Source organism: Bacillus sp. FDAARGOS_235 (assembly GCF_002073415.2).
Classification (GTDB): Bacteria; Bacillota; Bacilli; order Bacillales; family Bacillaceae_G; genus Bacillus_A; species Bacillus_A toyonensis.
In genome coordinates, this window is sequence record NZ_CP020437.2 from 1,867,383 (window position 1) to 1,882,781 (window position 15,399).

At 35.3% G+C, this 15,399-nt stretch carries 15 protein-coding genes and 1 pseudogene; 4 read left to right on the forward strand and 12 right to left on the reverse strand.

What is annotated here, in order from left to right; translation table 11 throughout:
• Positions 1–9: 9 nt before the first annotated feature.
• Entirely contained in the window at positions 10–744 is a 735-nt protein-coding gene (locus A6J74_RS11380; RefSeq protein ID WP_000784683.1) for an MBL fold metallo-hydrolase, read from the reverse strand.
• A 202-nt stretch (positions 745–946) separates the two neighbouring features.
• Here A6J74_RS11380 and yhfH point away from each other — a divergent pair, with 202 nt between their 5' ends.
• Positions 947–1,075 (forward strand): protein YhfH, encoded by a 129-nt coding sequence (gene yhfH, locus A6J74_RS11385; protein WP_000567010.1) that lies wholly within the window; start codon positions 947–949, stop codon positions 1,073–1,075.
• Between the two features lie 40 nt (positions 1,076–1,115).
• On the opposite strand, the gene A6J74_RS11390 is transcribed toward yhfH, so the two are convergent.
• On the reverse strand, positions 1,116–2,129 hold the full coding sequence (locus A6J74_RS11390) for a LacI family DNA-binding transcriptional regulator (RefSeq protein WP_000103728.1): 1,014 nt from the start codon (positions 2,127–2,129) through the stop codon (positions 1,116–1,118).
• Positions 2,130–2,325: 196 nt separating this feature from the next.
• Between A6J74_RS11390 and A6J74_RS11395 the strand changes: the two genes are divergently transcribed.
• Positions 2,326–3,267 carry a helix-turn-helix transcriptional regulator gene (locus A6J74_RS11395; protein ID WP_001082252.1) on the forward strand — a complete coding sequence of 314 codons (942 nt, stop codon included), beginning with the start codon at positions 2,326–2,328 and terminating at the stop codon, positions 3,265–3,267.
• Between the two features lie 92 nt (positions 3,268–3,359).
• A complete protein-coding gene (locus tag A6J74_RS11400) occupies positions 3,360–3,860 on the forward strand; it encodes a DinB family protein (RefSeq protein WP_000787586.1) in 501 nt (166 codons plus the stop codon).
• A gap of 19 nt (positions 3,861–3,879) precedes the next feature.
• Here A6J74_RS11400 and A6J74_RS11405 read toward each other — a convergent pair.
• From A6J74_RS11405 to A6J74_RS11440, 7 genes and pseudogenes are all read right to left on the reverse strand, one after another.
• A pseudogene (locus tag A6J74_RS11405) lies at positions 3,880–3,966 on the reverse strand (YknW family membrane protein); the annotation flags it as partial.
• Between the two features lie 108 nt (positions 3,967–4,074).
• Positions 4,075–5,250 (reverse strand): cell wall-binding repeat-containing protein, encoded by a 1,176-nt coding sequence (locus tag A6J74_RS11410; RefSeq protein ID WP_000755824.1) that lies wholly within the window; start codon positions 5,248–5,250, stop codon positions 4,075–4,077.
• 395 nt (positions 5,251–5,645) lie between these two features.
• Complete coding sequence (locus tag A6J74_RS11415; protein WP_000505668.1) at positions 5,646–5,735, reverse strand: YjcZ family sporulation protein; 90 nt, start codon at positions 5,733–5,735, stop codon at positions 5,646–5,648.
• A 51-nt stretch (positions 5,736–5,786) separates the two neighbouring features.
• Entirely contained in the window at positions 5,787–6,089 is a 303-nt protein-coding gene (locus A6J74_RS11420) for a DUF2087 domain-containing protein (RefSeq protein ID WP_000140282.1), read from the reverse strand.
• A gap of 36 nt (positions 6,090–6,125) precedes the next feature.
• The gene (locus A6J74_RS11425; protein ID WP_000977617.1) at positions 6,126–6,341 is read right to left on the reverse strand and encodes a hypothetical protein; all 216 of its coding nucleotides are present in this window, start codon (positions 6,339–6,341) and stop codon (positions 6,126–6,128) included.
• A gap of 573 nt (positions 6,342–6,914) precedes the next feature.
• Positions 6,915–9,851 (reverse strand): YhgE/Pip domain-containing protein, encoded by a 2,937-nt coding sequence (locus A6J74_RS11435; protein ID WP_000871861.1) that lies wholly within the window; start codon positions 9,849–9,851, stop codon positions 6,915–6,917.
• A 215-nt stretch (positions 9,852–10,066) separates the two neighbouring features.
• The gene (locus A6J74_RS11440) at positions 10,067–10,639 is read right to left on the reverse strand and encodes a TetR/AcrR family transcriptional regulator (protein ID WP_000963370.1); all 573 of its coding nucleotides are present in this window, start codon (positions 10,637–10,639) and stop codon (positions 10,067–10,069) included.
• A 326-nt stretch (positions 10,640–10,965) separates the two neighbouring features.
• On the opposite strand from A6J74_RS11440, the gene A6J74_RS11445 reads away from it, so the two are divergent.
• Positions 10,966–11,811, forward strand: a complete 846-nt coding sequence (locus A6J74_RS11445) for a hypothetical protein (RefSeq protein WP_000984181.1) — start codon at positions 10,966–10,968, stop codon at positions 11,809–11,811.
• 47 nt (positions 11,812–11,858) lie between these two features.
• On the opposite strand, the gene A6J74_RS11450 is transcribed toward A6J74_RS11445, so the two are convergent.
• The 3 genes from A6J74_RS11450 to A6J74_RS11460 form a co-directional block, all read right to left on the reverse strand.
• Positions 11,859–12,158, reverse strand: a complete 300-nt coding sequence (locus A6J74_RS11450; RefSeq protein ID WP_001198066.1) for a hypothetical protein — start codon at positions 12,156–12,158, stop codon at positions 11,859–11,861.
• 364 nt (positions 12,159–12,522) lie between these two features.
• A complete protein-coding gene (locus A6J74_RS11455) occupies positions 12,523–12,825 on the reverse strand; it encodes a hypothetical protein (protein ID WP_000226526.1) in 303 nt (100 codons plus the stop codon).
• A 142-nt stretch (positions 12,826–12,967) separates the two neighbouring features.
• Complete coding sequence (locus tag A6J74_RS11460; RefSeq protein WP_033657321.1) at positions 12,968–15,334, reverse strand: DUF6359 domain-containing protein; 2,367 nt, start codon at positions 15,332–15,334, stop codon at positions 12,968–12,970.
• Positions 15,335–15,399 lie beyond the last annotated feature (65 nt).

Below are 15,399 nucleotides of genomic sequence, written 5' to 3' on the forward strand. Positions count from 1 at the left end.
CGTATCACCTCATGAATTCCATACGTAGCCACTATGAGCTAACGTAATATGGCCACTGAAAATTTGTTTTGCTTCTGTTACTAAATCAGATGGGTTTCCTATATGCGGTAAGTGCGTTAATAAAAGTTCTTTTACATTCGCATCTTTCGCAATACTTGCCACTTCTGTACTATTCATATGCCCTGCTTTTGCAGCCTCTTGGTGTGCATACATATTACACTCACAAATGAAAAGATCAGCATCTTTTGTGAATGGAATGAATTCAGAAATATAACTGGAATCAGCGCTATATACTACAGCGTTACTACCAGCTTTAATACGCATCGCAAAGCATGTAACAGGATGAACAGTTTTTAAGAATGAAATAGAAAAAGGTCCAACTTGAAGTGTTTCTTCTGGGTTGTACGCGATTCCTTTCGTATGCGGTGCATGCGTTAAAGAATGGAATCCATTCTCGTCAAACGTATGACCGTATATTGGCAATTCCGGTAGTTGTCCCTTTGTCGCACTTGTAATTAATCTCGCATATTGCAATACCCCAATGTCTGCAACATGATCGTGGTGGTAATGCGAAAGTACAACTGCATCTATATGAGATGGTGTTATATATTTTTGAAGCTGTGCTAGTACACCACTACCACAGTCTACAAGTAAACGAAAACCATCGTGTTCAAACAAATACCCCGACGTTGCTTCTCCCGCTTCTGGAAAGCCGCCCCAAAAGCCGACAACAGTCATTTTCATATGTATCCATCCTTTCTAAAACCGAGTAGGAATGCAGTTTTTCTCCGTACTTGAGAAAGTTTTTTACTTACATCCTACATTGTTAACTATAATCCATTTCCTAAACTTTTTCATTAATTTTCAATTTGTTATAAAACAGTTGTTGACTTTTATTTTTTGTACTAATACAATGATAGTAAGAAATGGAAATGGAGGAATTGACATGATCGATCAACCAATGGAGTTTTTCAGAAATTTACCGACGAAAACTTGTGCGCACTGCGGGAAAGAAATTGATGAGCAGCACGAAGCATACCATAACAAATGTGATGACTGCGTTCACGAAGAGTAGTAGTTTGTGAACAGAAAAAAAACCTAGCAGACATAGTCTACTAGGCTAATAACATCGTATCCTTCATCGTTGAACCTTTCACCAAGAGCTCCAGTTCAAACTCATACAATTCTTTTTTACGATAATTTTTCGTATGGATTTTATCCATCATCAGGTCGACAACTTTTCGAGCCATTTCATCAATTGGCTGTTCAATTGTCGTAATACCTGGCTCAGTAATCTGCGATAAAATTTGATTATCAAAACCGATAACAGCGAGATCCTCTGGAATACTCCAGTTATGGCGCTTCGCCTCTGAGATAATTCCAGCTGCAACCTCGTCGCCTCCTGCCAAAATCGCGGTAGGATTTTTTTTGTCCTTTAATACTTCATGGAATATTCGCTTCCCATCATCCCAAGAGAAAGCGTTTTCAAGAAAATCAATCGCTTCTACTTGGCGGCTCTTCTCAGTTATTGCACGTAAAAAGCCCATTTTCCGCTGTTGGCTAACAACTTTGGTTTCGTTACCACGGCAAAAAATAAGATTACGATATCCTTGTTCTAATACATGATTGGCAGCTATATATGCTCCTTGTGCATGATCAAATTTCACTGTTGGAACATTTGCTTCCTCAATATATTCATTACATAACACGATTGGACCGTGCTGTAAGTACGGCTCTACATCTTCCCATGGATTTTCTAGTGAACATAGAATAATCCCATCTACTTGTTTCGTAGATAATAATTGTAAATACTCCATCTCTTTTTCTGGTAAATATCTTGTTTGACAAATAATCAGTTTATATTTATGCTCAGAAGCAGCAATCTCGATTGCTTCAATAAATCTACTAAAAAAAGGATTTGTAATCCTTGGAACAAGCACCGCAATTGTTTCTGTTTTTTGTTTACGAAGCCTTCTCGCCGCAGAATTAGGAACGAAGCCTAAATGCTTCATTGCTAATTGAACCCTTTTTTTCTTCTCATCTGAAACATATGGATGATTATTGATCACCCTAGAAACCGTTGTCCTTGATAACCCCGCTAATTTCGCCACGTCCTCGATAGTCGACACGAAATTCTCCCCCTTTGCATGAAAACGTTTTCTTATCCTGATTATATAGTATATTATTGGAAACTGCAATATAGGTTGTTATGATTTTACTATATTAATATTATACATAGGAAAAAGTCTGTTAATAGTAGGGGAAAATGTATTACTTTTAGAATTTTACAGTGATCATATTTATAAAAATAAAGGATGATATTTCATGAATCGAACGGATCGTTTATTAGCAATATTAATTGAATTACAAAGAAAACAAACTGTTACAGCACAAAGTTTAGCTGGAAAATTTGAGACAAGTATAAGAACTATTTATCGAGATATGGATGCACTTAGTGAATCTGGTGTCCCAATTTTTGCAATGCCCGGCCACGGCTACTCATTAATGGATGGATATTTCTTACCACCCATTCAGCTTACCCCTGAAGAGGCTGTTACCCTTTTATTAGGCGGTGATTATATCGAGAAAACTTTCACTTCTTCTTTTTCTGCACATGCACAATCGGCAAAAGAGAAACTTGAGGTTATCCTCCCTACTGATCAAAAAAAGAAAGTTGAGGGGTTACGAGGTACTTTCCGTTTCCTTTCTCCTATATTTTCAAACCAGCAAGCCGAGCAAGAAAAACTAGAGAACCAACTTTTCTTGCTACAAGAAGCAATTCAAAACGAGCAAGCTATCTCTTTTTCTTATCGTAAGCCAAGAGAAACCACAAAAATAGAGCGGACTGTTCATCCTTACGGTTTAGTCAATATTTCAGGAATTTGGTACATCGTTGCTCATTGCTTACTTCGGAAACAAATACGTAATTTTCGTTTAGACCGTATGGATACATTACAGCAAAAACAAGAATTTTTTACAAAACCGAAAGACTTTTCTTTACAAGACTATCAACCTGAAAACAATCGTATTGTTACGATTCATTTATTGTTTCCATCTCATATTGCACATAAAATTATTGAATCCCGATACTTTTTTATAGATTCATACGAGCATAAAGATAATGGTTTCCATGTCTTTTTGAAATCAAGAAACATAGACGAAGTGTTTCAATGGGTATTGAGCTGGGGAAGCCAAGTGCAAGTACTTGAGCCAAAAATTCTTTCTGAGAAAATCCGTGATGAAGCAAAAAAAATGTTAAAACTTTAATTTTTATATTTCACTACTGACATAATGTTGTCAGCATTACTTCTTTATAGTAGGTAGTAACAAATACATTTTCATAAAAAGGAGTTAGTGATATGAAGAATTTTGAAGAGTTAGCAACGTACTACATAGGGGAATTAGAAAAGTACTCTATAGAACAATTTAGGATGAAGCCTTCTAGTGAGGAATGGTCTCTCGGTCAAATGTATAATCATCTAATTGCTTCCACATACATGCAATTAGATGCAATCACAAAATGTAAAGGCGAAACACCATCAGTAACTAACAAAAAAACGGATATGGGTGAAAAAGTATATAAACTTGGTGCTTTCCCAGACATACAAATCAAAGTACCAAATCATCCTGGATATACGCCAGAAAATCCAATTAACAAAGAAGAAGTACAAGAGCGTTTTCTGAAATTAATTACAGTTGTTAAAGACATTGAACCAACAATTACTTCTATTCGAAGTGCTTGTAAAGTCGAACACCCTGGGCTTGGTTACTTAAATGCGGCAGAATGGTTTCAGCTCATTTCTATGCATTTTGCACATCATCTTCGTCAGAAAGAAAGATTGGAAACAAAAGTTTTATAATTCTACTTCCCACATATCCTTACAGTTTAGATATTTCCTGCATAAATCCAGCCATGCTCGCTAATAAACTAGTGAAAACGAAAAGTGCAAGAATAAGAGGAATAAGTAATAACTAACTGTAAAGATGAAAAAAACACCTTCACAGGTGTTTTTTTCATCATAGAAATATCTTAAAATAGATATCTATTGTCATTTATTCAATTAAAAATCTTTGTTACATCATAACGCCATCATTTTTGAATGAATACCATTTTCCATTAATGAAATGTTTGCCCACTGCCATTGCACCATTGGATTGTAAATAGTACCATTTTCCATCTTTTTGTAACCAATTTGTTTTCATCGTTCCATCTTCATTCAAGTAGTACCATGTGCCATTCACTTGTACCCAACCAGTTGTCATTGGGCCATCATAAAAGTAATACCACTTGCCATTGTAGTTTAACCAACCTTCATGATTCGCTCCACTTTTCTCATCAAAGTAATACCAGTCACCATCCACTATTTTCCATCCAGTCACCATAGATCCATCTGGATTAAAATACCATGAAGTGCCGCCTTCAGCTAGTTTCCCTGTACGCATAGCACCACTGTCATCGAAAAAGTAGCGCTTTCCTCCTTCATCTAACCAACAGTCTTTCCATCCATTTTCTGAACTTTTCATCGTGCCATTTGAGTTCAGATAATACCATTTTCCATTTTCTTTTACCCAGCCTGTTTTCATTGTGCCGTCTGTATTCATGTAGTACCATTTTCCATTATCTTGTACCCAACCTGTTTGCATCTTACCACCTACAAAATAATACCAGCTTCCGTTATAGCTTAGCCAGTCATTATAACTAAGCCCCTTATCGTTAAAATAGTACCACTTATTATCAATTGAAGTCCAACCTATTGCCATTGATCCATCTTCGAGAAAATAATTGCCTGTATGATATTCCCCAATCCAAGCTTTCGTAAACATCTGCCCATTATCTGGATTTAAAAAATAAGTTTTCCCATTATATTCAAGCAATCCGTAATGTAGCTTTCCACCTTGATGTACATAATACCACTTTCCACCATACTGAATCCAACCTTCATTGGCATACATTGTACCGTCTGCTCCCAGTAAGTAACCCTCATATTGATATACAATATGACCTGTTTGCATTTTTCCATTACCATCAAAATAATACCATTTTCCACCATCTTGTAACCAGCCTGTTTTCTTCATACCTTTTTGGTCATAGAAATACCATGTATCCCCTACTTTTACCCAACCACTTTGCTGAATTGTCTGCTCTGCTTTTGCAGTAGTCTGTTTCACATTATCTTGTTTTTCAGCATGTGATACTGCCGGAACTATAACCATAGCAGACATTAAAACTGGTAAAATAACTTTCTTCATTTTCCATATACCCCAAATAATGAATAATTTTTGTTTTTATTTCCACAAACAGTATTATATTACGCTATTTAGATATAATCAATAGTTTTTGTAATATAATCGTAATATTTTTAAATGAAACGAAACAAAAGTATAGTTAAAGTCATTAAATTCACTTATACGTTACAATATAGGTAATATTACACATCTATCAACTTAAAATATTACTTTTTCTAAAACGAAAAGGATGAGCCGAATTTTCAGTACTAACTGTAAAAACGTGAATTTTTCATTATGGAGTGATCTATTTTCTTAGGTTGATGAGTATTTGGCAAGCCCCCATAAATAAATGTTTTTGTGGGATTACGTCTTCATAAAGAAAAGACACTCTTATAAGAGTGTCTTTTCCATAGTTTTTAGCAAAAGCAAGCAGCTCCAACGATGATTAATAAAATAAACAATATAACTAATAAAGCAAATTCACCGCAACTACCACCAAAGCCCATAATATTTCCTTCTTTAGATAAGAGAGGCAAACTAGGAATTACTCATTACATTTATAACTCCTCCCACTTCGTCCAAACTTCTCTCCCATTTATATGGTACATATTATCCTCTCGATCCATAAACCCATGCACGATAAATTCTCTTCTAATCGTACAAAAATCATCATGATATTGTTTTATGAACACATTTATTTCTTTCTCTGTATATTGATTTTCAACGTTTAACTTGCTAATCAAATGTTCTAATAACACTAACTTTTTCTTTTTTTGACCTGGAATCGATTTTAAACGATTCTCTTTATCGAAAAAGTTACGAATGTTCGTATCCCTAAATTTCATTTCGCTTTCGGTCATTTTGTTATCCTTCATCAGCTTTTAAATAGTGAAACTTTACTGTTTTTCTTTACCGTTTTTCTTTATTCTTTCACTTAAAAAATCAATAAAGTAATATCCACTAATTAAAATGTAATACGTTACAATCATTCCCAGTATATCCTTCATGCTCGTATGTTCTTTTTTGTGAAATAAAATCGGATATAGTGTATAAACCAAGAAGGTGATTAGTGAATATATTATAAAATAGAAGCGAGATTTTTGTTTCATCATATCAACTCCCCTATTCTAGTTTTCTCTGTAAATTGCTGTAAGTCCTTTTCTTTCGTTTAGACTGCAATTAGAAGTTAAAGATTATCCTTGTTCCAAAGAAAATACGGATGAACTGCAACTACAGCAAGATGTACAAGCCATTTAAGAATTGAAAAATCTTCTTAAAAAACCTGAATTAACGGAAGAAAAAAGAGCTCAATATTAATTTTCAATTATCGCTTTAACTCCTTATACACAATTGCATGAAACACTTCCCCTCTTGGACGAATCGGATATGTGGATACAAGAGAGAGCGGCTGAAATTCTAGGTTTCCATAGATACGTGCCAGCTAGCGAAAAACTAAATTAGGTTAAAGAGCACGGACAACATAACGGGAAAATGGCAACTGAATTAGCATTAAAAAGAATAAAAATGGAATGAAAGAACGAAAAGAAAAATGCTCTAATAACAACAATCTTTATGAACAGATCCAATAAAAAGAGCCTGTATCGATAATCACTGAGTAATTATTGATACAGGCTTTTCATTCCAATGTTTCGTTATTATAAATATTTACCTACAAGGTGCTTTTTTTAAACTTCAATCGATTGATTTTCAACAACATTTCTAAATTGTCGTTTGTGCATCCAAGTTAAGGAAGCGATTGTTCCAAGTGATAATACGACGATAAAGATCATGAGTATTCCTATATTTTGCCACATGAAGTTAAAGTCTCCGCTTGATACGACTGCTTTCAATCCTGATACAGAGTATGTCATCGGTAACCACGTATTAAATGGTTGTAAAAACTTCGGAATCAATTCTAGTGGGAATGTTCCAGCACTTGTTGTAAGCTGAATAATTAATGTGATGATGGCAATAAATCGCCCTGCATCACCGAATGCTGTTACTAAACATTGAATTAATGCGATAAATGCTAAACTTGTAACGATGCTAAAGAGTATGAAGTATGGAATACTTTGCACTTCTACACCTAATCCGAACAGTAATATAACATCTGCTACTATCGCTTGAATAATACCGACTGATAGTAAAACGCCGAACTTACTAATAAACCAGCTAAATCCTGATTTTGGAACGCCGACTGTATCGCGTAATGGGTATACGATAGATAATAGTAATGCCCCAACAAATAAACCGAGTGATAAGAAATACGGTGTAAATCCAGTTCCGTAGTTTGGAACTTCCGCTAATTTCTCTGTCTTTACTTTTACAGGGTTTGCAAACATATCAAATGTTTTATTCGTCCCTTTCACTTCACCAGTTTTCTCTGCCCCTTCGCCAAGCTTTTCAGCAAGTTCACCTGAACCGTCGTTTACTTTTACGAGGCCATCTGTTACTTTTCCTGAGCCATCTGCTAGTTTATTTACGCCGTCGATTAACTGTGTTGAGCCAGTTGACATTGTATTTAAACCGCCATTTAGAGTGCCTAATCCTGTTGTTACTTGATTTGAGCCATCTGCTAATTTTGTTACTCCTACAGATAATGTGCCTAAACCGCCTGTTACTTGGCTTGAACCGTCCGCTAATTGCGTTATTCCGCCTGTCATTTGGCCTGCTCCTACAGATAATGTGCCTAAACCACCTGTTACTTGACTTGAGCCATCTGCTAATTGATTTATTCCACCAGTCATTTGGCTTGCCCCTACAGATAATGCACCTAAACCGCCTGTCACTTGGCTTGAACCGTCCGCTAATTGATTTATTCCACCTGCCATTTGGTTTGCTCCTACGGATAATGCGCCTAATCCTTCTGTTACCTTCCCAGATCCATCTACTAATTGATTTGCTCCATCAATCAATTGACCAGATCCGTTCTTCAATTTATCAGCACCTAATTTTGCCTTACCTAAACCTTCACCAAATCCATGAAAATTACTAACAAATTCATTTTGTGCGTTCGTTAGTTTCTTAATACCATCCGTTAAAGTTTTAAACCCTTCTGGATTCGGTAGTTTGTTTTGCATTCCACTTGTTGTTTCATTTATTTCACTTTTTAATTGTTTCACTTCTTCGTTTAACTTGTTTGTTCCACCTGCTACCCCGGCAGCCTTCTGCTGAACTGTCGCCGTACTTTTTGCCACATTTGTTATATATGGTTGTAACTGTTCTTGATATTCTTTCGGTAAACTCTCAATTTGCTTTTGCAAGCTCGCTACATCTTGCGCTGCAGTTTTTGCATCCCCTGCGGTTGATTGCGTCAATTCATTTAACTGACTTACGTCTTCTCCAGCTCCATTTATTTTTTCATTTAATGTAGAAGGAGCTTTTGACTGTATTACCTCTAAGCCTGCAACAGAATTTTGTACGTTACTATTTAACTCCTGCAAACCCTTTTGAATCTCTTGAGCCCTTGTCTCTAATTGGCTTTGCCCTTCAACAAGTTCTCCCATACCATTTGATAAGTCAATTGTTCCTGTTTTTAATTCACCTGTTTTACTTACTAATGTATTCAAACCTGCTGTTACTTTTCCTGAACCGTCTACTAATTTCCCTATACCAGTCTGCATCTCACCCGCTTTACCATTTAACGTATTTAAACCTGCTGTTACTTTTCCTGAACCGTCTACTAATTTCCCTATACCAGTCTGCATCTCACCTGTTTTGTTATTTAATGTATTTAGACCTGCTGTTACTTTTCCTGAACCGTCTACTAATTTCCCTATACCAGTCTGCATTTCACCCGTTTTGCCATTTAACGTATTTAAACCTGCCGTTACTTTTCCGGATCCATCTTGTAATTTGCCTATACCTGTTTTGCTATTTAATGTATTTAAACCATCTGTTACTTTTCCTGACCCATCTACTAATTTATTTGATCCATCTGCTAATTTCTGAACTCCATCCTTCATCTCCCCAGACTTCCCTTGAAGTGTATGAAGGCCATCCGTCACTTTACTTGAACCATCATGCAGCTCACTTGATCCGTCATGTAGTTTATTTGCCCCTTCCGCCCCATCTGCTAATCCTTTTGAGACGTCTTGAATGGAATCAAACATTTTCTCTGCATATGTTTTCGTTAACGTACTTGCTACTTCACCTTTAATTTTTTCAATGGCTGTTCCACCAATTTGTGAAGATAAGAAGTTTAAGCTTTCGTTTGGAATGTATTCTAAGTTTAATGGTTTCGGATCATCTTTTAATAACGTTGTAGCGTTACTTGAGAAGTCATCAGGAATGCGTACTAACATGTAATATTTTCTGCCTTCCATTCCTTTTTTCGCTTCTTTTTCACTTACAAATTCCCATTTAAAACTTGTGTTATCTTTTAAATTATCAACGAGCCCTTTTCCGACCTCAATTGGTTTTCCATCAAATACTGCACCTTTATCTAAATTGACTACCGCAACTGGTAAATCATCTAACTGTTTATACGGATCCCAAAAGGCCCATAAAAACATACCTGCATATAAAATTGGTACGAATAATACCGCGATAATTGGAATTAATATTTTTTTACTTTTTATAATTTCAGTAAACTCTTTACGAAGTAACTGATTCCATTTCATCATTTCTCCCCCTTTATCAAAATGACTAAAATGTTCATTTAGTCATTTTCACCCAAACAAAAAGGCTATACTTATTCATACATATGCCTTATCCCCGAATTTATACTATGCAACTGTTCCTTACTATGAAGTGAATATTTATATTATCCCTCCTAAAATAAATATATGACTACTTTGTTCAATTGGTCATTTTTTATAATAATAAAAGGATTATCTTAGTTTGACAATCCTTTTAATAAATAAAGTTCAAATAATTCTGCAATTTTTTCTTTTTCTAGCGGTTCATGATTTTTTTCCCAATCAAAAATGAGCGATACGTATAGGCGAAGCATAATAAATGCTGTAATTTCTGGGTCACATTTGCTAATTTCACCTTTTTCAATCGCAATCTTTAAATACGATTGAATGACAGAAACGATTTCCACATCTACTTGTTGCATCACTTCTTGTACTTCTTTCGTTCCCATATCGCGCTCTTCTTGAATTAACTTAATCATGAGCTGATGTTCTTTTCTAAATTCTAAGATGCTATATAATGCTTTATGTACATTTTCAAAAAATGAAACATCTGAACGAATTGCGTTTTCTGCAACTTGCTTCATTTCTGTAATTAAATTAGAAATAATTTCGCCAAATAGCTCTTCTTTATTTTTGAAAAAAGTATAAATCGTTCCTTTTCCTACATTCGCTAATTTCGCTACTTGATCCATCGTTGTTGCTTTATAACCGAACGCTGAAAAAGACTTTGTTGCAGCTTCAATAATAGAACGTTTTCGATCTATCGCCACATCGTCACCTCCAAAAATGACCAATTGGATAATATAGTCAATCAGTACATCTTTGATATTACCACACGCTTACATTCTATACAAGTTCTCTTTTTTATTATTTCCAGTATAAAAAAATTCCAGTCCATTCATATAATACTGTCATAGTGTATCAGATGGAAAGAGAAAAAGAAAAGGTGTTCTTAAGATGTATAGATAAACCTTACTTAACAACAACAAAATTCCTCTTTTTCAAATAATCAAATAAAAAAACAAGAAAATCTTTACAATTAATAGTAATATAGAAAATAGACAAGTTTATCAAAATAGTGGAGGCTTTTTCAGTCATGATGCGTGCGCTTCGTTTAAGTATAAAGCAAGCTTTTTGTAATCGTGTTTCTTTAATTATTATGTTTAGTGGATTAGCTCTTATCTCTATCTATCATTATTATTATGTAATTCGTTATATTGGAGACGGAACGGATGCGTTTGTAACAACGGCTTTTAAATGGATTGGATTTCGCGACAATGAAATGGATGTTTATTTATTATTAATGCCAGTTATTGCAAGTCTTCCCTTTAGTACAAGTTACAACTCAGATAAATCAGATGGTTTTAAGACATTTATAAGTAAAGAAATTTCGTTACTTCCTTATTCAGTAACGAAATATATCGTTACATTTTTTTGCGGAGGACTTCTTTATACGTTTCCATTTATCTTATCATTATTATTTTGCAAATTAACCATTCCAAACGGAGCACCCGCAGCGGGTTCAGGTATTATAAATGACAACGGGATGTTCGCAAACTTATATTACGGCTCCCCCATCACTTATATTATTGTATATATCGGAATTAATTTTTTATTTGCAGGGTTAATGGCTCTTTTAGGACTTGCTGCATCTGCATGGTCACAAAAGGACTATATGGCGATTCTGTTTCCATTTGCAGTTACCTCCATTCCTTACGTCCTGCTCAATACAATATTCCCTACAATAGGCGGAGCACCTATTCATTTATATGATCCAAAGCAACCGTTACAGGGCATGTCATCGTATATATTAACGATACAATGTGCCTTCTTCTTCTTCTTCAGCCTATGCATGTATATAAAAGGCGTACAGCGTGATAGAAAAAGGTACAAAAGAAGATTGCAAAGAAGGGATCGGTGTAGAAAAGCGTTTCAAGCATAAAAACCTAATTTCCTCATGTCTTCTTGGAAATTAGGTTTTTTATTCATTTACGGCGTACCAGCCAATCCCCATAAAATAACAATAGCTACAAAATAAATCGATTTAATAGCTACTACTAAACATAATAAAATAATTGCATATTTACTCAATTCTCTTCTTGCACCTATTAAAGTAAAAATCACTGCCAAGCTAAATGTTATATATGACGTTGTTGTATTTATTAAGTTATACGTAATATCTAAATTTTGCGTAAATCCTGTTACCTCAGCTATAAACTGAAGCATGGCAATACTACTAAAAAAGATTGCGATTTGATTCATTAATTTTCCATTTAATTGTACCTGCATCGTTGCCCCCTTTTTATAAACCTGAATATTCAATTAATTTTACCATGAATTTTACAAAAAAGAGTTTCTATATATAATCTTTTGCAATTAGTTACACTCTATTTTCCAAATAAAATGACCACCGCTACGGTTTGCTTAAGAAACCCTAAAATTCCCCACAGAAATCAAGCTCTAAATAGCTAGATGCCCACCTCAAAATTCAGTGAATACAAGGAGTCAGGTGGGAAATCAACTGCTCGTAAAAGCCCGATTGGTGAAGACTAATAATCGGAATAAAAGTGCACCTCCAATTGTTAGACCGTGTCTAACAATTGGAGGTGCACTTCATAATAATAGGTTTTTCTATAAAAAAACGAACAATACTTTACGGTGTCCCTGCCAACATCCATAAAACCACAATAACAACTATATAAATTATTTGTATTCCTATCGCCGAACATAAAGAAATAATTGCATATTTACTTAATTCCTTTTTCATACCCAATATAGTAAAAATCACAGCTAAACCAAATGCTGTATAAGTGATGCTCTGTCTTATTGTACCTAAATAATGAATACCTAGTGATTGCGTAAGACCTGTTACATCAGCTACAAACTGAATCAATATAAAAACACTCAAAAAAATCGCTAGTTGATTCATTAATTTCCCATTTAGTTGGGCTACCATATATCTACACCTCCCTTTCTACAAAACAGAATATTCTATTAATTATATCGTCAGATTACAAAAAAAGGAATCTCCTCTTTGTAATTAAATGACGATGCAAAAACAAAAAAAGAACGCTTAGTTACCTAAGCGTTCTCTCACTTTAAGAAGCTTTCTTCAAATCAATTTGAGCAAGTACTGGGTCGTGGTCGCTTACACGTCCATGCTCTTTCATAATGTTTGAGTTTAAGTGTACTGGGTCTACAACTGTGTGCGGTGCGATGTTGTTCGTTACTAAAATATGATCTAACACTTGTGCATTCCCTTCATGAATGTACGTGTAACGATTCTCTTTCGGCACAGTGTTTAGCATATCTTTTAAGATTGTTCCCTCTAATGCTTTTAGTGGTTTCGAGAACTCAAAATCGTTCATATCACCTAATACAACAACAGGTGCATTTGCATTCTTTTTCTGAATACCTTGTACGAAATAATTTACTTCTTGCGCTAATTGAATTCGTTTTTCTTCACTCTTTAATACGAGCGGCTGCACTTTTCCAAATGGCGTTGCATCTCCTAGTTTTGAGTTTAAGTGATTTGCAACGACAACAACGTTTTGTCCTTGGAATGTAAATTCTGCTGCTAACGGTTTTCGTGTACTATCAAATAATGCATTTTCGTCTCCAATACGAACTACATTTTTATCAAGTAACTTCGGTACTGTTGCTAATTTCACACGTGATGGGTTATAGAAGAAACCGACGCGAATGTTAGCTCCAGGCGCTCCCCCGTCTTGATTGTTGCTTGGCGCAATTTCTACATACTCATACTTCGGTCCGCGAATTTCTAGAACTGCATCAATGATACGTTTTGCGCTTAATGAAGCATCTGTTGTCCCATCATTAATTGATCCATTATTATCTTGCATTTCCTCTACACCGATAATATCTGGCATTTTTAAATTGTATTTAATAGAATACGCTAACTCTTTTACTTTTTCGTCCGTCGTTTCTTTTTTATTTGCTGAGAAGTTTTCAATGTTATATGTAGCAACTGTTAATTTATCAAGACGTGGCTGAATATTTGCCCCTACTCGCTTAAACCCACCGTCCACTACAGATGGTAATTCCGTCACTGGCGAAATACGGAACGAACCGTAATCATATCCTACTACCCCTGTTATATCTCCTGTGAAAGTATCTCCTACTTTTGCTACATAATCACGAGGTACTTTTACAGAAAGACGCTCTGGGTTTAATTGATTTTCATCTAAAAGAGGTGTACCATATTTCGTTACTACTTTATCCCCGCTATTTTTTACTGTTACATATAAATTTCCGTTTTTCTGAGGTGCAATAATTTTTGGTGTTGGCATCGTAACGCGCATACCTTCTATACTTTCATAAAAGTCGATTGCATCTTCATTTGGATCAAATAAACCGAATGCATCATTATCGATAATTTGATCAGGAATTTTCACACCGTTTTCTCCGAGTACAATGGGTGCTGGTAAAGGTTGATCTTTTGCGATTACAGCAACGCGACTCGCCTTAATTTCCGTCGTTGTTAAGTCTGTTTCAAACCTTTCTGCATATCCAGGCCCAACATATTCTTCTACTTCTCCATCAACTTGAATAAGGTCTCCAACTGCTACATTTGCATCTTTTTTGTATACGTACATACCTTCTGAAGTAGCTGGATCATTATCCGGCTGATTGTCTTCTATATAAAAACCATTTTTATCAAGCGCTGTTACAACGCCTTCCACATTGTATACGTTCTTCCCTTTGTAAGGAGAAATATGTGATTTCCCTTGAATATCATGAATACGAACTGGTTCATTATTTACAATAATAAATGAAAATGTAGAAATCGCCGAAGAAGTAAGTCCTTCTTTCTCTGCGATTGCTTTCACTACACTATTTTCATTCACTACAATTTGTCCGTTATAGCGAACACTTTTATTTGTAGGATTAGAACCATCTAACGTATAGTAAATTGTTGCTCCTTCTGTATTCGTTGTTAATGTTACCGCTGTTCCTTTCGCAACTTCCCCGCCCCCAGGTGAAGCCACTACATCGCTAACACGGTTTTGTTCTTCCCCTTGAAACTTATGAGCTGTTACTGATTTTAAACCCGGACTACTAAAATATAATTCAAGCGTCCCTGTTAAGCTAACTTTCTTCCCAATATTTTCAGGATGATCTTTCACATTCACTGCCGATCTCACATCGCCTTTTGGCAACTGAACAGGCATGATTTTATCTGGATTTGTTTCGTTTGGTGAATCGGCAATTGCCACATTTGTGTCGTCAAACTTAGCCGGATCCTTCGTGTACTTAGAAGGACTTTGCGTATATCCGACAATATATCCTTCCACTATCCCCTTCGTTTTCCCTTGCTGCTTGAATACTTGAATTGCTTTTTCTACCGACATAGAAGTAGTTTCTTCTGCTTGTGCTAAAGTTCCAGTAAATGATAGTAATAGTAATAATGATAAAAAGACACTTAACAATTTCTTCACAGCTATTTTCCTCTCCCTATTTCATATTTTCTCAGCATATCTATCATAACAAATGATTCGTTATATAGAAC